Here is a 26,993-nt window from a genome sequence, read left to right on the forward strand (position 1 = left end):
GTCTGTCAGGGAGGGCGGAAAGAGGTCATTCGCCGCACTCGGTCCCAATGTCCGCTTTTTGACTTTCATGCGATTGTAGAGGATCGAGCGCGCCCAACTTCTTCGGGAGAGGGCGCGCTCTGCATGGCGGGCCCGGCTTACTCTTTCGGCGAAAGCGCGCGGATGGCGTACATGCCGTCCTCGCCCTTCTCCAACATCATCATGACCTCGTCGCCGGCCTCGACGCCCTCAATCTCGGCGCCCTCCATCATGGGCAGGTCCATCGTCATCGCGGGCCAGCCGATCTCGGCGATGGGACCGTGGCTGATATTGGCCATGCCGTCACCGATGCTGTTCACCGTGGCGGCGGCATGAACGCCGGCCATGCCTTCGTGCCCGTCCATGCCCTCGTGAGAGGACATATCGCCGTGCGAAGACATATCGTGGCCCATGGTGTCATCGCTGGCCGAGGCAAACACCGGAACAGCCGTGGCAATGGTCAGGGAAAGCAGGAATTTACGCATGTTCAGTCTCCTTTATTGCGTAAGTTCAGACCGGTCATTCGCCGGGCTGGGGGGAGTGAAAGGGGCGGACGGGTTGCAGCATCTGCCGGTTGACCCGCCCGAGTGAAAATCGTTTCCAGATGACGAAGATCGAGGGGATCACGAAGAGCGTCAGGATGGTCGCCGTGGCCATCCCGCCGATCATCGGGGCCGCGATGCGCTGCATCACCTCTGACCCGGTAGCGTCGCCGTACATGATCGGGATGAGCCCGGCAAAGATCGTGGCCACGGTCATCAGCTTGGGTCGAAGCCGCAGAAGCGCCCCCTCGAAAACCGCGGTTTCGATGTCATCGCGGTTCACCTCGCGGTTCTGCTCTTTGGCGACCAACACGCGCCGGTCCCAGGCCAGGTTGAGGTAGAGCAGCATCACGATGGCTGTCTCGACCGCCACGCCCGCCAAGGCGATGAAGCCCACCAACACGGCAACCGATACGGCATACCCCAACGTGAAGATCAGCCACACGCCCCCGGCAAGCGCCACCGGTAGCGCCAGCAGGATGATCGCCACCTCGGTGACGCGGTTGAAGGCCAGAAACAGCATCAGCGTGATGATAAGCAAGGTCGCCGGCGCCACGAGGCCCAGCCTTTCCTGCACGCGCTCAATGTACTCGTACTGGCCCGACCAGGCGATGGAATAGCCCGGCGGAAGTTCGACCGTGTCCGCCACCACCTGCCGGGCCTCGGCCAAGTAGCTGCCCAGATCGCGCCCTGCGATGTCGATGAAGACGAAGCCCGTGCGCCGGGCATTTTCCGAGCGGATCATGCCGGGGCCATCCACGAGCTTGACCTCGGCCACGGCGCCCAGCGGGATATGCGCGCCCGAGGGCGTGACCATCGGCAGATCGGCCAGCCTGTCCGAGCTGTCGCGCCAGTCGCGCGGATAGCGCAGGTTGATCGGGAAGCGCTCCAACCCCTCGACCGATTCCGCGATGGTCTGTCCGCCGATGGCGGTCTGCACCACCTGCTGGACATCCTCGATCGACAGCGCGTAGCGCGCCGCCGCGGCGCGGTTGATGTCGATCTCGATGAACCGCCCGCCCACGGGCCGCTCAGCATAGGCCGACGCCGTGCCGGGGATATCGCCCACGGCCTTCTCGACCGCCACGGCGATCTCCTCGATCACGGTCAGATCCGCGCCGGACACCTTCACACCCACAGGGGTCTTGATGCCGGTCGCCAGCATGTCGATGCGGTTCTTGATGGGCTGGATCCACACATTCGTGACGCCGGGCACCTGCACGCGCGCATCAAGCTCGTTGCGGATGTCGTCCATCGTGACGCCCGGGCGCCAATCCTCGCGATCCTTCAACTGGATGGTTGTCTCGATCATCGTTAGCGGCGCGGGGTCCGTTGCCGTATCGGCGCGGCCCAGCTTGCCGTGCACAGTCTCGACCTCTGGCACCTGCGCGATCATGCGGTTCGTTTGCTGCAAGACCTCGCGCGCCTTGCCAATGGACACGCCCGGGTAAAGTGACGGCATGTAAAGGAAATCGCCCTCGTTCAGTTCCGGCATGAACTCGGTGCCCAAGCGTTGCAGCGGGTGCGCCATCGAGACCACCAGCGCCGCAGCCAGCAGGACCGTAGCCCAGGGCCAGGCGACGGCGGCATCGAGGAAGGGCCGATAGATCCACTGACACAGGACATTCAGCGGATTGCGCCGCTCGGCCACGATGCGGCCCCTTACAAAATAGCCCATCAGCACCGGCACCAGCGTGATCGACAGGATCGCTGCGGCAGCCATGGCGTAGGTCTTGGTGAAGGCCAGGGGCTTGAACAGCCGCCCCTCCTGCGCCTCCAGCACGAAGACGGGTAGAAAGCTGACCGTGATGATCGCCAGAGAGTAGAACAGCGCCGGGCCGACTTCTGCGGCGGCGTCGCGCGCGGCTTGCCATCGCTCCTCGGCGGACAGGCGTTTGCCTTCCATCTTGCGGTGCATCGCCTCGATCATCACCACGGCGGCGTCGACCATCGCGCCGATGGCGATGGCGATGCCCCCCAGCGACATGATGTTGGCATTCACCCCCTGCAGGCGCATCACGGCAAAGGCCGCCAGCACGCCCAACGGCAGGAAAAGCACGATCACCAGCGACGAGCGCAGATGCAGCAGGAACGCGCCGCAGACCAGCACGACGACGATGAACTCCTCGGTCAGCTTTTTCTGCAGGTTGTCGATGGCCCGCTCGATCACGCCGGACCGGTCATAGGTGGTCACGATCTCCACCCCCTCGGGCAGTGAGCCGCGCAGCTCGTCAATCTTCTCCTCGACCGCGTTGATGGTGGCGAGTGCGTTCTCGCCCCAGCGCATGACGATCACGGCGCCCACCGCGTCGCCCTCGCCATTGAACTCGCCCACGCCGCGCCGCATCTGGGGCCCGAGCCGGATTTCGGCCACATCCCCAAGGGTCAGAGCCGCACCCCGGTCGTTCACCATGAGCGGGATCTCGGCCAGATCCTCAATACTGTCCACATAGCCCGTGGCGCGGACCATGTACTCGGCCTCGGCCATCTCGATCACGCTTCCGCCGGTTTCCCGGTTGGCCGCGCCGATGGCGACCCGAACCTTGGACAGCGGAATGTCAAAGGCGCGCAGCTTGTTGGGGTCGACGACGACCTGATACTGCTTGACCATACCGCCGATGGTTGCGACCTCGGACACGCCCTCGATGGTCTGAAGCTCGAACTTGAGGAACCAGTCCTGCAGCGTGCGCAGCTGCGACAGGTCATGCCCGCCGGTGCGGTCGATCAGCACGTATTGATAGATCCAGCCAACGCCGGTGGCGTCCGGGCCAAGCTCCGGGTTCACGCCGGCAGGCAGGCGGGATTGCACCTGGGCCAGGTATTCCAGTACCCGCGAGCGCGCCCAGTAGAGATCGGTGCCATCCTCGAAGACAACATAGACGTAGCTGTCGCCGAAAAAGGAAAAGCCGCGCACATCGACCGCGCCGGGCACCGACAGCATGGCGGTGGTGATCGGATAGGTCACCTGATCCTCGACCACCTGCGGGGCCTGTCCTGCATAGGGCGTCTTGATGATGACCTGCACGTCCGACAGATCGGGGATCGCATCAACCGGCGTGGTGCGCAGCGACCAGACGCCAGCGGCCCCGAGGAAGAGCGCGAGCACAAGAACGATAAAGCGATTGGCGATGGACCAGCGGATGATGGCGGGGATCATTGGCCTAACTCCACCGTACCGGCGAGCGACAAGGACATGTCCTCGCCCTGCATCAGAAGCAGCCCGGTTTCCCGGCCGACCGGCAGGCTGGTGGGGTCAAGATCCCCAGCCAGCGTGAAATCCATCGTCATGCCAGGCATCCCGATGGCCTGAATGGGGCCATGGGTGATATTGGCGGTCCCCGCCTCGGCGTCGACGCTGTTGATCGTACCGGTGACGGTCATCGGCTCAGGCTTTGTCTCTATGCCGTCCAGGACCATGGTCATGCCGTCGGGACGCAGGAAGGTCAGCGTCAGGTCTTCACCCGTGGGCAGCGCCGACACCTCAACCGCGTCGGACAGTGCGAAGTCCATCGTCATCCCCGGCATCCCGATCTCCTTGATCGGGCCATGCGCGATGGTGGCGGTGCGCGCCTCGGCATCGACGGCCTCGATCCGGCCCTCGACGGTAATCGGCGGCGCGCTGGGGCTGTCGTCCTCCGCGGTCTTTGCCATGTCCATCTCGCCCTCGGCCCGGACGGCGACGATGGCGAACATGCCGTTCTCGTCAGAGGCCAGATCAAAGGTCACGGGCGTGTCGAGCGGGACCGAGGCCGTGTCCACCCCGGCCACATCCAGGTCCATCTTCATCGCGGGCCAGCCCAACGCCGGGATCGGCTCGTGACTGACTGTGAGCTTGCCCTCGGGCGTGACCGCGTGAACCATGCCGGTCCCCGTGGCATCGACGCCGTCATCGCGGCCAAGCTCGGTCAGCGCCAGCAAACCGTCCGCGCCGCGCACGGCGGTGAACTCCACCTCGTCCCCCTCGGTCAGCCCGTCCAGATACACATCCGAGCGAATGGCAAAGCGGGTCTGCATCGCCGGCCACCCCAGCGCCTCAATCGGCTCGTGGTCGATCCGCGCCTGCCGCGTCTCGGGGTCGAGCGAGACCAGAACACCCTTGCCCATCGCCGGCTCGGCTTCGGTGGGGGCAAAGCGCATCATGCCCGCATTGAGCGCGCTTTCGCTGTCGATCAGGAACTGGGCCGAGGCCACCACCTCTTCGCCCGGGGCCAAGCCTTGGACGATCTCGGTGCGCCCGCCCGCGCCGAACCCGCCGCGCAGGCCCGTTGTCACCAGCCGGGGGCGGAACGTGTCGTCGGCCTGCTTGAGGATCACCCGCTCGGCCCGTCCGGTGCGGATCACCGCCTCGGAGGGGACCGTCAGTGCCTGCCGTGCCCCGGACGGCACAAGCGCAACATTGGCGAACATGTTGGGCCGCAAGAGCCCGTCCTCGTTGTCGAACCGCAGCCGCACCCGAAGCGTGCGCGTCTCGGCGTCGAGCTCGGGGAAGATATAGTCGATCTCGCCGGTAAAGACCTGCCCGGGCAGATGATCGAACCGCGCCTCGGCGCGCATATCGGGGTCAATTCGCCCCATATCCCGCTCGAACACGTCGACGATCAGCCAGACCGAGGACGTGTCAGCGAGCGACATCGCCCGCGTCTGCGGATTGAGGAACATGCCGTCGGCGGCGGCAAGCGCAAAGACCACGCCGTCCTGCGGCGCGTAGAAGCGGATGCGCTGCGACGGGCTGTCGGCCTGCGCCATCTCCTCGATTTGCCGCGCATCGACGCCGAAATTCATCAGCTTCGTGCGGGCGATGGAGATATCCGTGGCATTGCCCGAACGCGTCGCGCGCTGCAGCTCGGAACTGGCGATGGTGATCTCGGGCGCGTAAAGATCAAAGAGCAGGTCGCCCTTGGCCACCTCATCGCCCACCGCGCGCACCTCCAGCCGCTCGATCCAGCCGTCGACGCGGGTGTGGATATGGCTGGTGGCGTGCTCGTCGTAATCGACAAAGCCCACCGTCTCGATCCGGTGAGAGATATCCTCGACGCGCGCCACGGCGCTGCGCACGCCGATGGTGTTCACCTCGGCGGGCGACAGCGTCACCTCCTCGGGATCGCCAGACGGCTCCTGCCCGTCATAGACCGGCACAAGGTCCATGCCCATCGGCGACTTGCCGGGGCCGTCCTTGCGGAAATTCGGGTCCATCGGCGCGACCCAGTAAAGGATCTCGGGCCCGTCGCTGCCCGCCTCCATGGACTGGGCAAGCCTGTCGCGTTCGTACCAGATGCCACCGGCGACACCGGCACCAAGCGCCATGATCGCCAGCGCGGCGTATCGTCCACGCATGAGAAAACCTGTCTTTCTGAGTGCCATAGTCGCGCCACGGCCTTGCACAAACCCGGGTCAGGAGACCCGGATCGAAGAAGAAAGATCAGGTGTGTTTCGGGGGTTTCTTGGCGCTCTCGGGCTCTGACTGCGTGAGCCGGCGCTCGGTGAGGGGCTGATAGAGGGTCGGCATGACCTCGAAGTCCGGCGATAGCGCGGAAAAATCGGGGCCTTCGGAAAAACAGCACACTGTCATCGCACAGGCCTCATGACCCTTTTGCCCATGCATCCCAGCCGCAGCCTCGGTCTGGCAGTCCTCGCCCATCTGCATCTCTGCATGAGCGGTCTCGTGCGCCATGTCGCCCGGCGTTGCAGTGCCGGATGCGCCCACGCCTATCGAAGCCGTGACGAACGTCGCCACGAGCCAGACCATAAGGAACCGTGAGAGGGCAGTCCGAAGCTGTCTCATGACAGGCGAAAATACCTGCCTTTTCACGACTGTCCAGCCAAACCATCGCGTCGGCGCGTGAACTCTCTCCCAACTTTTCGTGAACCCGCCGACGACACGGGGTTTCTTTCATCAAGAAAACAAGGCGTTGCGAGGCGAACAAAACGCCCTCGAGGGCTGAAAACCGGCGAGACTGCGCACGGCCTTGACCCTCCAGTGACTGGAAGCCCTACGTTAACACCCTAAAAGAAAGGAGCACGCGATGACCGGGCAGACGCAGCACCACCACCACCACCACGGCCACGGTGGCGACAACCCCGCCGGCGCGCCGACCGCGACCGATCCGGTTTGTGGCATGACGGTCGAGGTCACCGAGACAACCCGAACCGAAAGCTATGATGGGCAAAGTTTCCACTTCTGCTCTGAAGGCTGTCAGGAAAAGTTTCGCGACGATCCCTATTTCTATGCCTCCGGCAACGCCGAAAAGGCCAAGGGCAACGTGGCGCAAGGCACGCAATGGACCTGCCCGATGCATCCCGAGATCATCCGGGACGAACCCGGTGCCTGCCCGGTCTGCGGCATGGCGCTGGAGCCGATGGTGCCGAGCGACGAGCCGAGCGAGGAACTGACCGACTTTACCCGCCGCCTCTGGGTCAGCGCGGCGGCGGCGGTGCCCCTGATGGTGCTGACCATGGGCGAGATGGTCGGCCTCGACGTGCGGGGCTGGCTTGGGCATCAGTTGTCTGTCTACATCGAGTTCGCGCTGGCCACGCCGATCGTCTTCTGGGCCGCGCTGCCCTTCTTCAAGCGCGGGATCGACTCGGTCCGCAATCTCTCTCCCAACATGTGGACGCTGATCTCTCTCGGCGTGGGCGCGGCGTATCTCTACTCGCTCTTTGCCACCTTCGCGCCCGGGGTCTTCCCGGAGGATTACCGCATGGGCGAGGGTGTCGGCACCTATTACGAGGCCGCCGTGGTCATCGTCACGCTGATCTTCGTGGGCCAGGTGCTGGAGCTGCGCGCCCGTGAGCGCACCGGGGATGCCATCCGCGCGCTGATGGATCTCGCGCCGAAGACCGCACGGCGCATCTTGCAGGATGGCTCGGAATACGACGCGCCACTGGAGAATGTGGTCGAGGGCGATATGCTTCGCGTGCGTCCCGGCGACAGCGTGCCGGTCGATGCCGAGGTGGTCGAAGGGCACTCCTCGGTCGATGAAAGCATGATCACGGGTGAGCCGGTGCCGGTGGAAAAGACCGAGGGTGATCGCGTCACCGGCGGTACGACCAACAAAAACGGAACGCTTGCGATCCGTGCGACGCAGGTGGGCGCGGAAACAGTGCTGGCGCAGATCGTCGACATGGTCGCGGGCGCGCGCCGCTCCAAGGCGCCAATCCAGGGCCTCGCGGACAAGGTGTCGGAGATCTTCGTGCCTGCTGTGGTGGCCGTGGCCGTAATTGCCTTCGTTATCTGGCTGAGCATCGGGCCCGACCCCGCGCTGGCCTTCGCGATCGTCTCGGCCGTGTCGGTGCTCATCATAGCCTGCCCCTGTGCGCTTGGTCTCGCCACCCCGATCTCGATCACCACCGCCGCCGGGCGCGGCGCGCAGGCCGGCGTTCTCATCAAGGACGCCGAGGCGCTGGAACGCATGGCCAAGGTCGACACACTCGTCGTCGACAAGACCGGCACGCTGACCGAGGGCCGCCCGCGCCTGACCGACGTCGTCTCCCTGTCGGATCGGGACGAGACCGACGTGCTCGCGGTTGCCGCCGCGTTGGAGACGGGATCAGAGCACCCCTTGGCCGAGGCCATCGTCAGCGGCGCGCGTGAGAGGGGCCAAAAACCCGCGCGCGCCACGGAGTTCGAGGCGGTGACGGGCAAGGGCGTGAAGGGTCGCGTCGATGACGAGGACGTCGCGCTCGGCAATCCGGCGATGATGGAAAGCCTTGGCATCGACACGGGCAAGGCAGAGGACAGCGCGGATGCGCTGCGCACGGAGGGCAAAACCGCGATGTACATCGCCATCGGCGGCAAGCTCGCCGGGATCGTCGCCGTCGCCGACCCGATCAAGGACACGACCGAAGGCGCGATCCGTGACCTGCACGCCGAGGGGCTGCGGGTCATCATGGCCACGGGCGATAATCAGCGCACGGCCGAGGCCGTGGCCGCCAAGCTCGGCATCGACGATGTGCGCGCCGGGGTCCTGCCGGAGGACAAGAAGGCGCTGGTGGACGAGCTGCACGCCAAGGGCGCGCGCGTGGCCATGGCCGGCGACGGCGTGAACGACGCGCCTGCACTGGCGGCTGCGGATGTGGGCATCGCCATGGGCAGCGGCGCGGATGTGGCAGTGGAAAGCGCCGGCATCACGCTACTCAGCGGGGATCTGACGGGCATCGTGCGCGCCCGCAAGCTTGCCCTCGCCACCCTGCGCAACATCAAGCAGAACCTGTTCTTCGCCTTCGTCTACAACGCGGCCGGCGTGCCGGTCGCGGCGGGCATTCTTTATCCGGTTTTCGGCCTGCTGCTCTCGCCGATGATCGCGGCGGCGGCGATGTCTCTTTCGTCCGTCTCGGTGATCGGCAATGCGCTCCGATTGCGGTGCGTGAAGCTGTGAGACATGTAACAATAGGCCTGCCGCAGTCGTCTGCGGCAGATCTGGGTTTTCAGAGCGGCGGGCTTCAGTTGATCCCGTTGACCCGTTGCACTTCGCGCACATAGGCGATGATGCTCTCCACGTCGGCGCGCGTGAGCCCCTCCTGCGCGGGCATGTTGCCAAACCGCCAGTGATGCGCGCGCACCCCGTTCTGCACAGCCATGTGAAAGGCCATATCGCCGTGATGCGACGGCTCGTAGATCTTGTGAATGAGCGGCGGGCCGTTGCCCATCTTTCCCGCCGCGTTCTGTCCGTGGCAATCGGCGCAGACGGCGTTGAACGCCTTTTCGCCCACCTGCGCCCTTTGCGACAGCTCCTCGGGCAGCGTGACCTCGACCATCGCCGCGCCTTGCGCGGGCGCACCCGGGCCGCTCTCTCCGGTTTGCGTCACGTAATAGGCAACGCCAGCAAGTACGGCGGCCAGAACGCCGATCATCAGCGTCTTGTTCATGGGTTTCTCCAAGTGTTGCTGCGCCGGGACAGGGATCAGCCCCCGTCGCCGGTCTCGTCGGTGTCCAGAAGGAAGGCGGCCATCGCCCGGCGGTCTTCTTCGCTGAGCCACCCCGTGCCGTGCCGCACGACCTCTCCCATGCCGCTGCCGAAGGTGTCACCATCCGGCATGACCCCGGATTTCAGCCCGTAGGCCAGCGATGCCACGGTCCAGCCTGCTTGCGCCAGATACCCGGGCCGGATCGCCGGCACCTTGCCACCCCCCGCCAGATCATCGCTTCCGGCGAGGTATTGGCTCGCACGGCGCCCGCCCAAGAGGTTGCGGTCGGTGTGGCAGGCCCCGCAATGCGCGACGCCGTTGACCAGCCAGCGGCCCCGGTTCCACACCTCGGACCTTTCCGGGTCGGCCTCGGTCGGGGGGCCCTTCGCATAGGCCGCGCGCCAGAGCTTCAGCCCGAAGCGCAGGTTGAAAGGAAAGGCGATGTCATTCTCGCCGCCCGTCACCTCCTGCGCCGGTACGCCCTGAAAGGCCGCCCACATGTCAGCGATGTCCTTATCACTGAGATGCCCGTAAAACGCATAGGGAAAGGCCGGGTAGTAGGGCGCGCCGTCGGGGGCCACGCCCTGCCGCACGGCCCGGGCAAACGCGTCGATGGACCACGCGCCGATGCCCGATGTCTCGTGCGGGGTCAGGTTCGGTGGCACAAAACTGCCGAACCCGGTCTTGATCGGGGCCCCGCCGGTCAGCGCGGGCCGGCCCGAATCCGGGTCCGAATGGCAGGCGATGCAGCCCCCGGCCCGCGCCAGGTACGCGCCCCGCTGTGCATCGCCCTCAAGCTCCGCCAGCTTGGGCGGCTCGGCAATGGGCCAAACGGCAAGCGAGACGCCGCCCAATCCGGCCACCGCTGTGATGGCCAGGAAACCTGTCAAAATACGTCGCATGATCAGTCGTCGTCCTTGCGATAACGGTCATGGCAGGCCGAGCAAGTCTGCGTCAGCATCATGAAGGCCCCGTCCGCAGGCATCTGGCCGATCTGGCTTGCGGTCATTCCCTCCGGGAAATCACCGTTGCCCATCATCATGCCACCGCCCATCATGCCGGACTGGCCACCCATCATGCTTGACTGATCGCCCATCATGTGGCCGTCGCCATGCCGTCCGTTGCCCGCGGCTTGGGCCAGCCCGTTCGCGGCCACTTCGAGCTGCTCGGCCAATCCTGTGAACCGGCTCCACTCGTCCCAGGTGCGCTGCAGCACCTCTGACGGATGATCGGTCGACCCCTCCGGGAACTTTTCCGTCATCGCCGTGCCTGCCTCGTCGGCAATGGCCTGCGCGGCCGCGCGGACGGCGGCTTCGTCATAGGCGGCCTCGCCCGACATCATCGGCTTGATCCGTTTGACGGCGTCGCCCATGGATTTCATAGCGTCCATGCGCTCCTTGACCACGCCGGTGGCGCCCGAATGCGCGAAAGCCGCTGCGGAAAGCCCCGCAAGCGCGGCGCCGCAAAGTACCAGTTTCCTGAATGTCATTCCTGTTTTCCCTTGGTCCGATAGAGTCTGCCCTGCAGGGCGGCTGTCCATCGGTCAAAGTCGCGGCGGGGGCGGGTCCGTTGTCTGTGCGACGGAAGCATACCGCTTGGCAGCAAAGCTCCGCCGCGCAAGGCTCATTGCCGCATCCGAAGGCAAGCTGGCCGGAATGAACTGCAGGAATTGCACGACACAGGTACCAGCCTTGTGACAGCATGTGTCGGCGTCATGCTGTCTCTCAACCCCGGCAAGCTCCTCCGTGGGTGCCGCGACATCATGCGGATTCGCCGCATGCGCGGATGCTGGCGCGCTCGTCGCCGCGAGAACAACAACGACTACAACCGACAGGAATGCGGCCAATCCGGTAATGCGAAATGTAGCGACTAACATACCGCTGACGATGCATATGCAGTGCTGGAATTGTCAAGACGAAGGCGGGACGGTTTCGAAGTTTGGCAACGGTATGCCGATACATATCAGCAACTCCGCACGATGCCGTCCGGTCACCAGGTGGAACCGTGTGCATGGGCCGGAAGCCGACATTAGCCGGGACATACATTAGCGTCTGCTTCTCTAATTGGGCGTTTGGGTCAAGCTCGTTTTCCTTGTTGCTTGGGATCGTTGTCGCTCATCCGGGTCACGCTTCTCTTCGCAGTCTGGTTGATGCCACGTGGGGCATCGCTGCACGCATGTGTCGGATTGGCAGTGGAGAGCCTCGCTTTGAGACGCGCTTGATGGCGCAGCAGACATTTTCGGCTTCATCCACGGACCTCGTCCGGTGAGGACGATCCCGTCCAGATTGGTGTTGGGCAGTCAGATCATGCCATGCCCTCCACTTTCTCTGAACGGAACTCCGTGCCATCCGCCCACATACGGTGAAGCAGTACGGCTAATTTGCGCGCAACAGCCACAACGGCGCGGCGACGCCCTTTGGTACGCATCAATCGCATGCCCCATGACTTGATCTGCGATCCTGCCATGGTTCGCATCAACAAGGCATTGGCGGCGGCATAGAGCGTTGCCCTCACATCTCGATCTCCGGCCTTCGATATCCGGCCAGGGTTGTCGCGTTCTCCGGATTGGTATCGCCGGGGCGTCAGGCCGAAGTGGGCTGCCACGGTGCGAGACCTTTTGAACCGCGCGGGATCATCGACGGCAGCCTTGAAGGTCAAAGCCGCAATCGGGCCAACGCCGGGGACTGTCATCATGCGCATGCAGACCTCATCCTGACTGGCGGCGCGTTTGACCCGTCGGTCGAGCTCCAGGAAGTGCTGATACAGAACCAGCCGGGCATCGAGCAGCGGCAGCATGGCATCGGCAAGAACCTCATCCATCTCGATCATCGGCCGGACGACGCCGTCGAAGCTGCCATGCTTCACCGTCTTCGGCAGGCGAATGCCAAATATCTTCAGCAACCCACGTACCTCATTGGCCAGATCAATGGTTTTGCTCAGCAGCGCCTTGCGCGTGCTCAGCAGGGCTCGAACCCCGTGCGCCTCGCGGCTTTTCATATGAACAGGGCTGAACCAACCCGTCCGCAAGATTTGAGCAATGCCGCGTGCATCGTTGCGATCTGTCTTGTTGCGCATCGCCGACAGCGCAGCGCTCACTTGGCGCGCCTCCATGCAGACGACGTCGAACCCTTCGGCCTTCAATCCGTAGAACAAATGCTGGCTCAAGGTGCCGGACTCAAAGCCAATGCGTTCGATTGGAAAGGAAAGTGCGGTCAGGTAGCCCGCAATCTCTTCGATCTCGCACGGCAGGTCTCGCTCATGCAGAACCGCGCCATTGCCGTCGACAACACAAACCGCGCAGGATCGCAGCGATACATCCAAGCCAGCATAATATACCATTCGAAATCTCCCTTGTTCACAGTTTCCCTGTGATCCTACCGGGAGCTCGACCTCTGTTCAGGGTCAGCCCAATTACGCATGCTATGGGCCGCTCGCAACGAGTCGGCAGATAGGGCGGAAAAAGATCCTTTGCTGCGCTAGGCGTCAATAGCCACTATGCGAAAACTAAGCTGGCCTTCGATGCAATTGCGCCAATGTTGGCTATGTTTAGCGCACCCCACTTCAGGGATGCGCTAAACATTCAATTACTCGTCGCGAACGATGCCGCTGTAATCGCCGCGCAACAGAAGAGTAACGGTCACGTCTGTGTCATCGCGATTCCGCCAGAACCAGCCGTGATCACCTGCGAAAGGTGTCTCGAAGCTGCCTTCGCCTGACGTTTCACCTCTTCCTTTTTCGTAAGTTACCGCGTCATCTCCCGAGTGAGCGTGAAGATCGAAATTGATCCGGCCCCCGCTGGATCTCCACTCGTAGAACAGGGTTGCGCCCGCTTCCATCGTCGCCTTGATCTCGGTGTATTCTCCAGGCGCGAGGGTAAAGGTAATCTCGTCCCGCCAAGCTTCCTGGGCATGGGCCGTGCCGACGAAGAGATCGAAAACGTCGTTAATCAGTGAAGAGGAGGCCTCTCCGTGTGTTTCTGCATCCGCGGCGGCTTCTGCGGCAAGCTGCTGCTTGATTTCGCCCATCTTAGTCAGCCCGAGAAAGCTGCCAACCCCAGTAGGGTCTTTCCCGAGTTCTGCGGGCATGTAGACCATGACGCCAAGGGCCACCGCCCCGAGACCGGCGATGATCGACGAACGGCGAAGCTGTGCCTTGGCCGGCAGGTCTTCCAGCTTGGGTTTAGGTGTGTTGTGCATGAGGTTTCTCCGACGTTTATGTGCTGGCGATGTATCCGGCGATTTGCTGATAGGTCAGCAACACGCCCAGACCGGCCATGATGATGTTTGCGTAGGTGGCCTGACGCATGAAGTTCGGACTGCGCCGCCAATAGCCCATGACGATCAGGATCACGAAGAGTGCCAGAAGCTGACCCACCTCGACCCCGACATTGAAGGCAAGCAGGTTGGCCAAAAGCCCATCGTCAGCGATATTGTATTCGAGGATTTTCGAAGCAAGGCCGGTGCCGTGGAAAAGGCCGAATATCAACGTCGCGGCCTTGGTGTCGGGCTGGAACCCCAACCATTTCTGAAACGCGCCGAGATTATCGAGCGCCTTATACACCACAGACAAACCAATGATGGCGTCAATGATATAGGCGTTAATGCCCCAGCCGAACCACACACCTAAGAGCATGGTAACGGAATGGCCGACCGCGAAGAGGCTGACGTAAATTGCTACGTCCTTCATGTGATAGAGGAAGAAGACGACGCCCAGTAGAAACAGGATGTGGTCGTATCCCGTTATCATGTGCTTGGCCCCCAGGTAGAGGAAGGGGATGATATGAACGCCCCATATTTCTTGGATGTGTCCGTCTTCAGGGATTTTGGGACAGATGGCGGTCTGATGTAAGAGAGGGTTTGGCTCATCTGGTTGGATTGATTATGCGGCGGATTTGCGGTGAAGCAAGCGTCGCGTTTCGATGGTCTTTCGTTTGATCCTTTCTCGTTGTTTTAGAATGGCGTGTCCGCGCCCGAAGTAGACGTCGGCGGGTGTGAGGTTCTGCAAGCTCTCGTGGTAGCGCTGGTGGTTGTAGTGATCGACGAAGGCAGCGATCTGCTGCTGGAGGTCTCCCGGAAGGTAGTAGTTTTCCAGCAGGATGCGGTTCTTCAGCGTCTGATGCCAACGTTCGATCTTGCCCTGGGTTTGCGGGTGATAAGGTGCGCCACGGACGTGATCCATTTGCTGATCTTCCAGCCAATTGGCCAAATCGCCGGAGATGTAACTGGCGCCATTGTCCGATAGCAAACGTGGCTTGTGCAGAACGGTTGCCTGATCACAGCCTGAAGCTTGCAGCGCCAGGTCCAGAGTGTCGGTCACGTCGCTCGCCTTCATCGTGGTGCAGAGCTTCCATGCGATGATGTATCGACTGTGGTCGTCCAGGATCGTGGACAGATAGAACCAGCCCCAACCGATGACCTTGAGATAGGTAAAGTCAGTCTGCCACAGCTGGTTTGGCCGTGTTGTCTTGTCCTTGAACTCGTCTGCCGCCGATAGAACCACGTAGGCCGGGCTGGTGATGAGGTCGTAGGACTTGAGGATGCGATAGACCGAAGCCTCTGACACAAAATACTTTTCCGTGTCGGTGAACTGCACGGCCAGTTCGCGCGGTGACAGATCGCTTTCTTTCAGAGCCAGGTCCTTGATTTTCTCGCGAATGGGCTCGGGAATGCGGTTCCAGACCCGTGATGGCTTGGGGTGCCGATCCTCCAGGGCCTCAGGGCCACCGGCCAGATAACGGTCATACCAGCGATAGAACGTGGTCCGGGGAATGCCCAGCTTGTCCAGCGTACGCTTGGTCGGCAGATGCGACTGCTCGACCAACTTGATGATCTCAAGTTTCTCGGATGCGGGGTATCTCATTCGTCGTCGTCCCCATCCGCGATCATGCTTTTTTTGAGCAGTCGAAGTTCCAGGGCCTGCTCAGCGACGACCTCTTTTAAATCGCGGGATTCCCGACGAAGGTCTTTCACCTCGGTTGAGGTCGCTGCGCGGGCCGTATCGCCCGCCAAGCGCTTCTTCCCGGCTTCGAGGAACTCCTTGGACCAGCTGTAATAAAGGCTCTGAGCGATGCCTTCGCGGCGGCACAGCTCCGCAATGCTGTCCTCGCCCTTCAGGCCATCCAGCACGATCCGGATCTTCTCTTCAGCTGAATACTGTTTGCGCGTCGCTCGACGGATGTCCTTGACGACCTTTTCGCCGTGGCTCTGCTTGGTTCCGGGTTTCTGTCTCATCTCCACTCCTTGGTGGTTAAGATGTGCCAGAAACCCTCTCTTATCAAATCACTCTAAACTGTCCCATTGGCGCTGACGCCAGACATTCTTGGATGTAGCCCGCGTCACCAGGAGTGACGTCATGGGCCAAGGCCGTGCTCGGGATCAGAACCAACGTGAATAAAGCGAGGATTGCAAATAGCATAATATTGCCCTTGTAATCCCGTGAGAGAGTTTTCATGGATAGTCTCCGCAGTTTCTTTGAATTGATCGGTGACGCGCGAGGCTCGCGCGGTGACGATCAAGCGCGCGGAGGCCGGTCTATACGGAACTTTCGGTACGGTCCGTTCTCCGATACGGAAGGACGCCAAACCTTGCTTGTTTCGGGTGCCGGTTCAGTGCTTCGGCCTGCCAGTATGAAAGCCGTGTTGTGGTCGTGATCTGTCGTTTCGTGGCTATGGCCGTGCATGGCCCAATAGAGGGCTTCCTCGAATCCATGCGAATGGCCATGATTCTCGACAATCTCTAGGTGATCCTTGATCGTTTCAAAGACGGACGGTGTATGCGTGAAAGACGGAAGTGCCGACCAGAAGACTAACGCGATGCACAACAGTGCTACAAAAAGGCTTTTGATCTGTGCCCGCGTAATCAGCATATGTGGTAGGTGCCTGTAGCTATCGTTTTCCGACATTTTTAAATACTGTCGACGAACGAAAACAACAAGCTGGCTTTCGCGAACGGCAGGCATCTGCCGATAAGGCGATACCAAATGCGCAGGATCATCTAGTCTGGGCTTATTTTGTTGAAAAACTCGCTCTTGATCGGGGTGCCCTTGGCTGATTCAATTCCCGCATAAGATGGGAGGATCGGCGATGATGGGACCGCGGCAGGAGGCGCAACCGGCGCTGTTTTACGAGTTCTCGCTTGAGGATCATGTCCCGCAGAACCACCTGCTTCGCTCCATCGACCGGTTTGTGGATCTGTCCGGCATCCGTACCTTCCTCGACGATTTCTACAGCCATACAGGCCGCCCGTCCGTCGACCCCGAGCTCCTGATCCGCATGCTGCTGGTCGGGTATTGCTTCGGTATCCGGTCCGAGCGGCGACTTTGTGAAGAGGTGCATCTGAACCTCGCGTATCGCTGGTTCTGCCGCCTCGACCTGAGCGACCGTGTGCCGGATCACTCGACGTTTTCCAAGAACCGTCACGGTCGGTTCCGCGACAGCGAACTACTGCGCCACCTGTTCGAGACAACCGTCGCACGCTGCCTCGAAGAAGGCTTGGTCAGCGGCCAACGCATGGCCATCGATGCCAGCCTCATTGAAGCGGACGCGAACAAGCAGAACTCTACGCCGAAGGACGACTGGGACGCAGCGAGCATCGACCCGGCGGATGCACCCCGCGCCGTGCGCGAGTATCTCCACACGCTGGACAAGGCAGCATTCGGTGCGGCCAGCGAGGTCCAGCCCAAGTTCACCTCGCATTCGGACCCGGCCAGCCAGTGGACCGCCGCGCGCAAGGGGCCCGCTTTCTTCAGCTATTCCGACAACTACCTGATCGACACGGATCATGGCGTGATTGTCGATGTGGAAGCCACGAGGTCGATCCGGCAGGCCGAGGTAGGATCGACCAAGACCATGCTGAAGCGGGTGAAGGGCAGGTTCGGTCTGCATCCTGAACGGCTGATTGCGGACACTGCCTATGGCACCGGGCCACTACTGGGTTGGCTGGTTGATCGCAAGATCGCGCCCCACATCCCGGTCATAGACAAGTCCGGGCGCAACGACGGCACCTGGACGCGGGCGGACTTCGAGTGGGACGCCGATAACGACCAATACATCTGCCCAGAGGGTCACGAGCTGAAGCAGTTCCGCCGGAATTATTCCGACCCGAACCGAGGGCCGACCGGCAAGGGCGTCGCCAAATACCGCGGCCTGAAGCTTACCTGCCAAGCCTGCCCCTCGAAGTCACGCTGCTGCCCGAACATGGACTTCCGGTCCATCACCCGCGAGGAACATGAAGATGCCCGCCAAGTCGCTCGAGACATTGCGAAGACCCGCCAATATGACATCTCGATGAAACTTCGGAAGAAGGTCGAGATGCTCTTCGCCCACCTCAAACGCATCCTCGGCCTCGGAAGGCTCCGATTACGTGGCCCATGCGGTGCAAATGACGAATTCCTCCTCGCCGCCACCGCCCAGAACCTCCGGAAATTGGCCAAGGTCTTTCCCGCACCGCAGCAAACGCGAAAAGCCTGATAGGAAAGGCGCTCGCACCGCATTTGGAACAGCCATTTCTGCGCTCGCAAACGTTAGTTTTTCCACAGAATCGGCTCAGAACGGTCGTTAGCTGCGCACAGGCTGAAGGTCGGCTCGCATCCGGCCGCGGTCATTGATCTACGCTTCAGTCAGCGGCAGCAACGCGGACTTGTCGGGTGTAGGTTGTGATCGATGAGATTTACATCGGCGAGCTTTTGGCCGCAGCCGTCGAAATGCCGGGCTTTCAACTCGTGGCGTGCAATTTTTAGTGAAATCCAAGCATTCCTCGTACGAAAACATGCGAGATTGCTTTGAGCCTCCAAAACCAGCACAATTCGATCGAGCAATCATGCGTTTGACGATTTTTGTTTTGACGCAAATCCTGCTCGAAAGGAGCGCGAGATGCTTCGAACTCTTAAGAGATTTTCTTTACTGACAGTGCTTGCAATCGGCTCAGCCACAATCTCCGGCTGCGACCAGGAGCGCGTTCGTCACTCTTCTGACTGGTGGGGAGGCGGCCACATGGGACCCGGACCCATGTGGCACCATGGCTGGCAATGGCAAGAGATGCATGGAAGCCAACGGCAGCGCGCCATTCGCCATTGGACCTACATGAACCAAGGTGTTCCGAGTGCCTACCAAAGTGCGCGGAACCCATTTCAGGCAACTGAGAGCACCGTACGATCGGGCGCGGCGCTATATCGTCAGAACTGCGCTTCCTGCCATGGGCCGCGCGGCCTTGGAAATGGCATGGCGGCCCGCAGTTTGGAACCGTCGCCGGCAATCCTGACCTACTTCGTGCAGTCGCCAATGGCGGCTGACGCATATCTTCTGTGGGCCATCTCCGAAGGAGGGGCGAACTTCGGCACGGACATGCCGGCGTTCAAGCATGCCCTGTCACGGTCAGAAATTTGGAAAATCATTACCTACATGCGGGCCGGCTTCCCAGAGCCCAGATAGCCCTGGGAAAGCGCGGCACAAAATCAGACTTCGTTCACGACCTGTGAGAGCATGTCTCGCACCTGGCCCGCTACATGCTTAAGGTCATCGTTGTCGATTGCCTGCATCGAGGCAACTGGGTCGATAGCGCTGACCTCCACACCATCGTCAACCTCGCGCAGGATTACGTTACAGGGCAGCATTGCCCCGACTTGCGGTTCGACCTGCAGTGCTTCATGGGCCATGTTCGGGTTGCAAGCGCCAAGAATACGGTAGCCATCAATTTCGGCTCCGATTTTCTTCTTCAAAGTGCTCTGGACGTCGATCTCTGTCAGCACCCCGAAGCCGTGGTCAGATAGCGCCGACCGGGTCCGCGTATCAACATCTTCGAGCGTGGCTCCGGTGATGGTGCGGTTTATCGTGTAGCTCATATTGGTTCTCCTTAAAGGAAAACGGACCGCGCAGAGGCGGTCCGTTATCGTGTTTCGTTTGGGAAGGCTTAGTCGTCGTTCATCATGCGACCATTGCCCATGCCGCGAGGCTGACCACCCTGCATGTGATTGTCACGCCAGCGTTGTTGCATGTTCTGGAAGCGTTCCATCCGGTCCGCTGGCGCACTCATCTCATCGCTGGTGATCCGGCCGTCACCATTTTCATCGAGTGCCTGGAAATGATCCACGACCATGTTGCGGATCATTGCAGCGTGGAAGGCCTCGAACTCTTCGAGAGTCATGCTGCCGTCGCCATCGCTGTCGAACTCTTCCATACGTGCCGCAAACCCTTCACGCATCTCACCCGGCGACATTCTTCCATCGCCGTCATTGTCAAAGCGGCTGAACATGCCACCCATCATACCTGGGTGGCCCATCATGCCTCCGCCGCTCATCATGCCGTAGCCGTGCATCATGGGCCCGCCATGATAACCGCCACCTTGACCAGGCATCATACCAGGCCCGCCCATCATGCCAGGATGACCCATCATGCCGGGACCGCCCATCATACCGTAGCCTTGCATCATGCCGGACCCATGCATGTAGCCTTGGCCATGCTCCCATCCGTGGGCATCACCCATGCCCATGCCATGCATTGGCATTGTGGCGACAGATCCCTGCCGGCCAGTGTCATGGGACATCGCGGACCCCGCTGAAAAGCCCATAGCCAAAAGCGCGGCCAGGGCAAGCGTCGGTGTGGTGATCCGTTTCATAGCAGCTCCTCCTTTTTTGTGTTCTCAGCTTATCACGTATGAAACGCATCTGGGCGACCCAACCCCTCGCATTCAAAAAATGCGATCTGTGCGCTTCGCTCCGATAGCCGCAGGTCCATCAAAGATATGATCGTGGAGAACTTAAGTGGCGTGACGTTTTCGCACACGATTATGTGAGCTGTCTTGCAAGCCAAGCGCAGAGCCTGCCTGCTGTATGAGATTTTGCGCGAAGGATTGCGCTTAGTGTCAGACACTAAGTGAATCCTTTTCTGAAAAACAAAAGGAATCCCGCAATGAAACTCTTCGCATTCACAACAGCAGCCCTTGTCGCCAGTCTGCCCGCTTATGCCTCACCGGGAGATGGCCGAGAGTATTATGGCCATATGTGGGGTGGTGGCGGTTACGGTCACAGTTTTTTTGGAGGAATGTTCATGCTGCTCTTCTGGGGCGCCTTGATCGTAATCACGATACTGGCTGTAAAGTGGTTCATCGATCGCGACAATGGGAGCTCTACAGGCGGTCAAGGTAACAGTTCAGCGGAGCAGATTTTGCAGGACAGGCTTGCGAAAGGTGAAATCGAGCCGGAGGAATACCGGGAGCGGATGAAAACCCTACGCGAAGAGAGCTGAATTACTCGCGACCTGGTGACCCGTGCTTGGAACGGGTATTTTTCGAGGGATGCCACGGACGCGGTTTACCCGCAGCAGCTATCGCCTTGTTGGATCGGTGGGCACGGCACCGTACCATATGAGCAGAAAACACAACAATCACCTGGGAGCGGCTTCACGATCCGTCCGCAGGATTTGCACTCGTAAAACCACTGACAGCTGTCGGTCGGCATAGTCTCGATCGAAGAAATACTGCAGTACGGGCAGGTGATAGTGCTTTCAAAGACAATTGTTCGATCCGACATAACAGAACCATAACATTATCTGGATAGACAGTATACTTTCCACGGAGCCCAACGTGTTCTCTGGGCTAATTCCCGTCATTCTCGGCGTAAGTCACGAACGGCGGCTCCGGGCCGTGGTTGCGGTTCTAAGGAGCCGTGATTGGCGGTGGTTTTCTTCGCTTGCCCGAAAGCGCATTGCCCGCAATGGCCGCGAGCAGAACAGCACCTCCGATCAGAGTGTTCGCAGTCGCGGTTTCCCCGAGAAACAGCCAGACCCAGAGTGGTCCGAGTAGCACTTCGGCTAAGGACAAAAGGGCGAGTTCTGCGGCGGGTAGGCTACGCGATCCTAATGTGTAGAGGATCAGACCTGCGCCGACCTGGAATACCCCCATGCCCATTGCAATGCCGCCATCACTGGGGCTCAGCACGAAGGAGAGCCCGAGGCCCAAGCATATGGCCGAAGTGATGACGATCGCGAAGAGGCCAGACAGGAACACCGCGGGCAGCATTTCTCCTGTGCGCCCCCATCGCAGCGCCACGGTGAAGACAGCAAAACCGAAGGCTGATCCAAGCGCGGCGAGGCTGCCCTTTAGGGCGACGCCTCCGGACTTGTCGGCGACCATGATCCCGATCCCGCCGATTGCGACGGCGATCGCTATCCAGGTTGCGGCGCGGACAGGTTCTCGCAGCACTATCCATCCGAGCACCGCAGCCATAAACGGTGCTGTCGCAAACAGAAGCATGGCATTTGCGACCGAGGTGTTCTGGATCGCGTAGATACCGCCGGAATAGGCTGCGACCAGTGAAAGCCCTGCGATGATGGCAGGGGCGCCGATGCGGCGGATCTGAACAAACGGGCTTTCGCCAGACCGCACGCAGATAAGCACGTAGAGAAACAGCGACATGCTGACCGACCGATAGAGCAGTATCTGCCACACGACAGCATCTTCGATCAGGCGAATGCCAAGGCCGACCGTTGACCAAAGAACCCCCGCCGCAAAGACGAACAGGACACCGTACTTGTGGGCATCCGTAGTGGAAGGGGCTGTGGTGATTGATGTCATGTCCGGCCGATAAAAGATGTCACTTCGTTAAGATTAACCTCCAGGCCAGTGTGCCGATCACCCATTTGCGACATTGCCGGCGGTTGCTGCCGAGTTCTCGCTGGACCAAAATCGCCAGTAATTTCACGATCGGTTAAAATGGTGCCGTGGTACCAACGCACGTCATCTCATTGGAGACGGCCCAATTGGGCCCTTTCAGGCATAGTCGCTATCGTCATCGCCCCAAAATTTCTGTAGCATTCGTATGAGTTTACCGACGGACCTTACATGAACCCTACGGAAATCGCAGACGCCCTGGAAGAAATCGCTGCTCGCCCGTTCGACGGCGGCGAGTTCCCGTTTGCGTTCGCCGCGGCCATGGGAAGTCCGCAGGCCACGGTCTCAAAGCTCCGCAGTGGGACGATCAACAAATCGAAAGTGCCCTGCGCGGTCCTGATGAACCGCAAGTTTTATGCCATTGTGACTGACCCGGGAGCGGTGGACCAAGGCCTGTCGATGATCCGGTCGGACAAGAAGACCACCACCCACAAACCGGCGATCCTGCTGGCCACCGACGGTGTCGACTTGTCCGCCGAACATGTCGCTTCGGGTGACAGCCTGCACATAAAGTTCGCCGACCTGCATCATCACTTCGGGTTCTTCCTGCCAGCGGCTGGCATGTCCCGCTACAAGGCGGCGGAAGAGAACGAGGTCGACGTCAAGGCGGCGGGGCGACTGGCCAAGCTCTATGATGCGCTTCTCAAGAAGAACCCGGACTGGAAGACACCGGAACGGCGGCATGACCTGAACCAACTGATGACGCGGCTAATCTTCTGCATGTTTGCAGAGGACGTGGGCATCTTTGAAAACAACCTGTTCTCGCGCCTGATCTTCACCCATGCGGGCGACAAAGGGGAGGAGGCGCAGGCGTGTATCGCCTCGGCCTTTGCCGCGATGAACCTACCCAATGGCCGGCGTCAGGACCTGCCAGCCTGGGCTGATGCCTTTCCCTACGTGAACGGCGGGCTTTTCGCCGATGCACTGGACGTGCCGAAATTCGACCGCGGCGCCTATCGCTACCTTCAGGACGCCTGCCAGCTCGATTGGCAAGAGATCAACCCGGATATCTTCGGGTCAATGATTCAGTCAGTCGCCGATCCGGACAAACGGTCCGAACTGGGGATGCACTACACTTCGGTGCCGAACATCCTCAAGGTGCTGGGGCCGCTCTTCCTTGATGATCTGGATGAGCAGATCGAGAAGGCTGGCGATAGCCGCAAGGCGCTGGCAAGGGTGCTGAAACGGATCGAGGGGATACGGGTGTTCGACCCGGCCTGCGGATCGGGCAACTTCCTTGTCGTCGCCTATCGCGAGCTTCGTGCGCGGGAGATACGTGTGCTGGAGCGTCTGGCGCAGCTGGATGGCGGGGCCTCGGCGCAGATGTTCTCTGGCGTGCGGCTGGCGAATTTCTACGGGATCGAGATCACGGATTTCGCCGCGGAGACGGCGAAACTGGCACTTTTCATCGCGGAGTATCAGGCCAATGCGCGGTTCGGTGAGATGTTCGGGAATACAGCCCCGGCCCTACCCCTGCGAGATGGTGGGAACATCGTTTGCGAAAACTCGCTAAGATTGGACTGGAACCGCGTTTGCCCACCCCCAAGCGACGACGAAGAGGTCTTCATCGCTGGCAATCCACCGTTCTTGGGCAAAGCGCAACAAGAGGCATCTCATAAGGCCGACAAGGATCTTCTCTTTGGTGATTTGGGGGTGAACTATAAGGCGTTCGACTACGTGGTCGGCTGGTTCTACAAGGCAGGGCAGTATATTAAAGATCGCCCTGCACAGGCAGCGCTCGTGGCTACAAACTCGATTGCGCAAGGCGATGCTGCCTCAACAATATGGCCTTTGATTCTAGGAGGCGGGCGCGAAATCGGTTTTGCACATCGCACTTTCAAATGGCGTAACAACGCATCAGCCAATGCAGCCGTGATGTGCGTTATTGTTGGAATCAGAAACCGCTCGAATGCGCCGAAGACCCTGTTTGATGGCGATCTGAAGACACCCGCTTCGCACATCAATTCCTACCTATTGAATATGAGTGACATGGTCGTCAGGCGCTTAAACACTTCACTGTTTGGGCTGCCCGAAATGCAATTCGGAAACATGCCCTACGACGCTGGTAAGCTCTTGATGAAACCATCTGAAAGGGATCAGCTCTTGGACCATCATCCAGAAGCTGCCGAATTTGTCCGCCGCTTTATGGGTTCACAGGAAGTGGTAAAGGGAATCGAAAGATACTGCCTGTGGATCGATGATGAGAAACTCGAAGAAGCAACGAAAATCGTAGGCGTCCGGAAAATGATCGAGGCAACGCGCGCCGCGCGCCTCGATATGAAGGATAAGGCGGGTAGAGACTTGGCAGAACGCCCCCATCAATTTCGAGAGCACTACGCCCCAAGAAGCTCGGCAATTCTGGTTCCGGGTGTCACTTCCGAACGGCGCCCCTACCTGCCCGTCGAGCGTGTTGGCGCAGACGTTATTGCTTCCAACCTCAATTTTGCCCTCTACGACGCACCCGAATGGTGCCTCGCCCTCATCGCCTCGCGCCTTCATCTGGTCTGGATCGGTACGGTCTGCGGCAAGCTCAAATCGGATTTCCGCTATTCCAACACGCTTGGCTGGAACACCTTCCCCGTGCCTCGCTTCACCGACGATCAACTGGAGGCACTAAACGCCTCAGCCCGCTCGATCCTCAAGACGCGCTACATGCACCACCCCAAGACCATCGCGCAGCTGTACGACCCCGACGACATGCCAGACGACCTGCGCGAGGTGCACCGCCAGAATGACGAATTGCTCGAGACGATGTATATCGGGCGTCCGTTCCGCAACGATACCGAGCGGCTGGAGCGGCTGTTCAAGCTTTATGCCGCGCGGATCGAAAAGCTGAAAAAGGAAGAGGCTGCATAAATGGTTGATCTTGTGCGTATGACCTATGGCCATTCCGGGGCGGATGCCAAGACGAACAGCCTTGGCCAGCGCCCGATGCAGGCCCGCGTCTATGAGGCGCGCGCCGCGCAGTTCCTGCTGCTGAAGGCGCCCCCGGCGGCGGGCAAGTCCCGTGCCTTGATGTTCCTCGCGCTCGACAAGCTGGAAAACCAGGGCGTGAAAAAGGTGATCGTCGCGGTGCCCGAAACCTCAATCGGCAGTTCCTTCCGCTCAACCAACCTGACCTCCTACGGTTTCTGGGCCGATTGGGAGGTGGAGCCGCAATGGAACCTCTGCCTGTCGGGCGAGGACGGCATGGCGAAATCGCAAAAAGTGAAGGCGTTTGAGGCCTTCATAGACAGCGACGCCAGCGTCATCGTCTGCACCCATGCCACGTTCCGCTTTGCCTTCGACGCCATCGAAAAAGCGCGCGGCGTAGAGGCCTTTGACGATTGCATGATCGCTATCGACGAGTTCCACCACGTTGCGGCGGCCGATGACAACCGCCTTGGGGAGATCCTTCGCAAGCTGCTGGCCCGCGAGAAAGCCCACGTGATGGCAATGACCGGCTCCTATTTCCGTGGCGACAGCGTACCGGTTCTGCGCCCCGAGGATGAGGCGCGGTTCAAGTCTATCACCTACAGCTACTATGAGCAGCTTGAAGGCTATGAGCACCTGAAGTCGCTGGGGATTTCCTACTCGTTCTACCGGGGGCGATATATCTCGGCGATCCCAGACGTGCTCGACACGGACCGCAAGACGATCATCCATATCCCGCACCGTGGATCGGCGGAAGCCTTTGGCGAGAAGCATGACGAGGTCGGTTTGATCATGGGCGCGATTGGCGAGCATGTGGGCCGTGATCCGGACACTGGGTTCGATTTGGTGAAACGCGCCTCGGACGGCAAGGTTCTGAAGATCGCTGACCTCGTGGATGACGGCGACGGGCGCTCGCGCGTCAAGGCCGCGTTGCAGGCGGAGGCAAAGGGCTCGGATGGTAAGCGAGACGACGAAGCGGATCGGGCCAAAGTGGACATCATCATTGCCCTCGGCATGGCCAAGGAGGGGTTTGACTGGCCATGGTGCGAGCATGCGCTGACCATCGGCTATCGGAATTCCCTGACGGAGATCGTCCAGATCATCGGTCGGGCCACCCGCGATGCACCCGGCAAGCCCCACGCCCAGTTCACCAACCTCGTCGCCGAGCCTGGCGTGGAAACCACGGTCGTGGCGGACGCGGTCAACGACATGCTCAAGGCGATTTCGGGTGCGATGCTGATGGAGCAGGTGCTCGCGCCCAACTTCAAGTTCTATCGACGTGAAGACGGCGATATCCGCGCGCCTGTGGAGACGACGAAGGACGGCACGGTGCATATCGGTATAAGGGGCTTGATGGAACCGCCGACGCCTCGCGCCCGTGCTATCGTTGAGAACGATATGAACGAGCTGGTGGCCAAGGCTTGTCAAGCTATGGACCGGCGCGTTGTCGCGGATGACGTGGCACCCGAGGTGGCCACACAAATGGTGCTGACGGACATCATAGAGACGACCTACGAGAACCTGTCAGACGACGAAACAGAATCCGTGCGCCAGGACCTTGCCGCGCGGATGAACCTGATCGGCATGGCGAAACGCGCATCGCAAGAAGGCGGGTTTGCTGAAGAGGGCGAGGAGTACGACGCTGAGCCGTCGGAGAACCTGTCCCTGATGAACATGGTGAAGCGGTTCGTGAATGTCCGTGAACTGGATATCGACCTGATCGACAGCGTGAACCCGTTCAAGGAAGGCTTCGACGTCGCGTCGCGCGCCTTCGACACGCCACTCTTGAAGACCATCCAGGACGCGATGATCTCTCAGCGCATCCAGATGACTGAAAAAGAAGCGCTGACACTGTGGCCGCGCATCAAGCGGTTTCGGGCGCAGGAAGGCCGCGAACCCAACCCTCATTCGGCCGATCCGTTGGAGAAGCGCCTTGCGGAAGCCCATGCCTATA

21 protein-coding genes are annotated in these 26,993 nt (G+C 60.8%); 6 read left to right on the plus strand and 15 right to left on the minus strand.

The window, feature by feature from the left end:
* Positions 1-137: 137 nt before the first annotated feature.
* From F3H35_RS16995 to F3H35_RS17010, 4 genes are all read right to left on the minus strand, one after another.
* Entirely contained in the window at positions 138-503 is a 366-nt protein-coding gene (locus F3H35_RS16995) for a copper-binding protein (protein WP_149780729.1), read from the minus strand.
* Positions 504-537: 34 nt separating this feature from the next.
* Positions 538-3,717, minus strand: coding sequence for an efflux RND transporter permease subunit (locus tag F3H35_RS17000; RefSeq protein ID WP_149780730.1), 3,180 nt, complete (start codon positions 3,715-3,717; stop codon positions 538-540).
* Complete coding sequence (locus F3H35_RS17005) at positions 3,714-5,894, minus strand: efflux RND transporter periplasmic adaptor subunit (RefSeq protein WP_149780731.1); 2,181 nt, start codon at positions 5,892-5,894, stop codon at positions 3,714-3,716. The genes F3H35_RS17000 and F3H35_RS17005 overlap by 4 nt, the downstream gene beginning before the upstream one ends.
* 85 nt (positions 5,895-5,979) lie before the next feature.
* Positions 5,980-6,342, minus strand: a complete 363-nt coding sequence (locus F3H35_RS17010) for a hypothetical protein (protein ID WP_149780732.1) — start codon at positions 6,340-6,342, stop codon at positions 5,980-5,982.
* A 241-nt stretch (positions 6,343-6,583) separates the two neighbouring features.
* On the opposite strand from F3H35_RS17010, the gene F3H35_RS17015 reads away from it, so the two are divergent.
* Positions 6,584-8,935 carry a heavy metal translocating P-type ATPase gene (locus tag F3H35_RS17015; RefSeq protein ID WP_149780733.1) on the plus strand — a complete coding sequence of 784 codons (2,352 nt, stop codon included), beginning with the start codon at positions 6,584-6,586 and terminating at the stop codon, positions 8,933-8,935.
* A 64-nt stretch (positions 8,936-8,999) separates the two neighbouring features.
* On the opposite strand, the gene F3H35_RS17020 is transcribed toward F3H35_RS17015, so the two are convergent.
* From F3H35_RS17020 to F3H35_RS17050, 7 genes are all read right to left on the minus strand, one after another.
* The gene (locus tag F3H35_RS17020; protein ID WP_149780734.1) at positions 9,000-9,425 is read right to left on the minus strand and encodes a c-type cytochrome; all 426 of its coding nucleotides are present in this window, start codon (positions 9,423-9,425) and stop codon (positions 9,000-9,002) included.
* 35 nt (positions 9,426-9,460) lie between these two features.
* Positions 9,461-10,366, minus strand: a complete 906-nt coding sequence (locus tag F3H35_RS17025) for a c-type cytochrome (RefSeq protein ID WP_149780735.1) — start codon at positions 10,364-10,366, stop codon at positions 9,461-9,463.
* A gap of 2 nt (positions 10,367-10,368) precedes the next feature.
* Positions 10,369-10,953: a c-type cytochrome gene (locus F3H35_RS17030; protein WP_149780736.1), complete on the minus strand. Its 585-nt coding sequence runs from the start codon at positions 10,951-10,953 to the stop codon at positions 10,369-10,371.
* 815 nt (positions 10,954-11,768) lie between these two features.
* Positions 11,769-12,803 carry an IS110 family RNA-guided transposase gene (locus F3H35_RS17035; RefSeq protein ID WP_149780737.1) on the minus strand — a complete coding sequence of 345 codons (1,035 nt, stop codon included), beginning with the start codon at positions 12,801-12,803 and terminating at the stop codon, positions 11,769-11,771.
* Positions 12,804-13,048: 245 nt separating this feature from the next.
* Entirely contained in the window at positions 13,049-13,660 is a 612-nt protein-coding gene (locus F3H35_RS17040) for a transmembrane anchor protein (protein ID WP_149780738.1), read from the minus strand.
* 16 nt (positions 13,661-13,676) lie between these two features.
* Positions 13,677-14,297: a HupE/UreJ family protein gene (locus F3H35_RS17045; RefSeq protein WP_149780739.1), complete on the minus strand. Its 621-nt coding sequence runs from the start codon at positions 14,295-14,297 to the stop codon at positions 13,677-13,679.
* A 45-nt stretch (positions 14,298-14,342) separates the two neighbouring features.
* Positions 14,343-15,694 (minus strand): IS3 family transposase gene (locus F3H35_RS17050; protein ID WP_149780740.1). Its coding sequence is split into 2 segments (ribosomal slippage): positions 14,343-15,358 and positions 15,358-15,694, totalling 1,353 coding nucleotides; the frame shifts between segments, so codons are not numbered across the junction.
* Positions 15,695-16,545: 851 nt separating this feature from the next.
* On the opposite strand from F3H35_RS17050, the gene F3H35_RS17055 reads away from it, so the two are divergent.
* Positions 16,546-17,931: an IS1182 family transposase gene (locus tag F3H35_RS17055; RefSeq protein WP_149780741.1), complete on the plus strand. Its 1,386-nt coding sequence runs from the start codon at positions 16,546-16,548 to the stop codon at positions 17,929-17,931.
* Between the two features lie 612 nt (positions 17,932-18,543).
* Entirely contained in the window at positions 18,544-18,891 is a 348-nt protein-coding gene (locus F3H35_RS17060) for a c-type cytochrome (protein ID WP_223228458.1), read from the plus strand.
* A gap of 23 nt (positions 18,892-18,914) precedes the next feature.
* On the opposite strand, the gene F3H35_RS17065 is transcribed toward F3H35_RS17060, so the two are convergent.
* Together F3H35_RS17065 and F3H35_RS17070 are read right to left on the minus strand one after the other, a co-directional pair.
* Positions 18,915-19,301 carry a DUF302 domain-containing protein gene (locus F3H35_RS17065; protein ID WP_149780743.1) on the minus strand — a complete coding sequence of 129 codons (387 nt, stop codon included), beginning with the start codon at positions 19,299-19,301 and terminating at the stop codon, positions 18,915-18,917.
* Between the two features lie 68 nt (positions 19,302-19,369).
* The gene (locus F3H35_RS17070) at positions 19,370-20,074 is read right to left on the minus strand and encodes an EF-hand domain-containing protein (protein ID WP_223228457.1); all 705 of its coding nucleotides are present in this window, start codon (positions 20,072-20,074) and stop codon (positions 19,370-19,372) included.
* Between the two features lie 293 nt (positions 20,075-20,367).
* On the opposite strand from F3H35_RS17070, the gene F3H35_RS17075 reads away from it, so the two are divergent.
* Positions 20,368-20,703 (plus strand): SHOCT domain-containing protein, encoded by a 336-nt coding sequence (locus tag F3H35_RS17075; RefSeq protein WP_149780744.1) that lies wholly within the window; start codon positions 20,368-20,370, stop codon positions 20,701-20,703.
* Between the two features lie 65 nt (positions 20,704-20,768).
* Here F3H35_RS17075 and F3H35_RS19065 read toward each other — a convergent pair whose 3' ends face one another.
* Together F3H35_RS19065 and F3H35_RS17085 are read right to left on the minus strand one after the other, a co-directional pair.
* The gene (locus F3H35_RS19065; RefSeq protein ID WP_149780745.1) at positions 20,769-20,987 is read right to left on the minus strand and encodes a GDCCVxC domain-containing (seleno)protein; all 219 of its coding nucleotides are present in this window, start codon (positions 20,985-20,987) and stop codon (positions 20,769-20,771) included.
* A gap of 125 nt (positions 20,988-21,112) precedes the next feature.
* The gene (locus tag F3H35_RS17085) at positions 21,113-22,030 is read right to left on the minus strand and encodes a DMT family transporter (protein WP_149780746.1); all 918 of its coding nucleotides are present in this window, start codon (positions 22,028-22,030) and stop codon (positions 21,113-21,115) included.
* 267 nt (positions 22,031-22,297) lie between these two features.
* Here F3H35_RS17085 and F3H35_RS17090 point away from each other — a divergent pair, with 267 nt between their 5' ends.
* Both F3H35_RS17090 and F3H35_RS17095 read left to right on the plus strand, forming a co-directional pair.
* On the plus strand, positions 22,298-24,982 hold the full coding sequence (locus tag F3H35_RS17090; RefSeq protein WP_149780747.1) for a DNA methyltransferase: 2,685 nt from the start codon (positions 22,298-22,300) through the stop codon (positions 24,980-24,982).
* Positions 24,983-26,993: DEAD/DEAH box helicase (locus F3H35_RS17095; protein ID WP_149780748.1), on the plus strand; the 2,011-nt coding region annotated here is incomplete at its 3' end.

It is taken from the genome of Roseovarius litoreus, from assembly GCF_900142765.1.
Classification (GTDB): domain Bacteria; phylum Pseudomonadota; class Alphaproteobacteria; order Rhodobacterales; family Rhodobacteraceae; genus Roseovarius; species Roseovarius litoreus.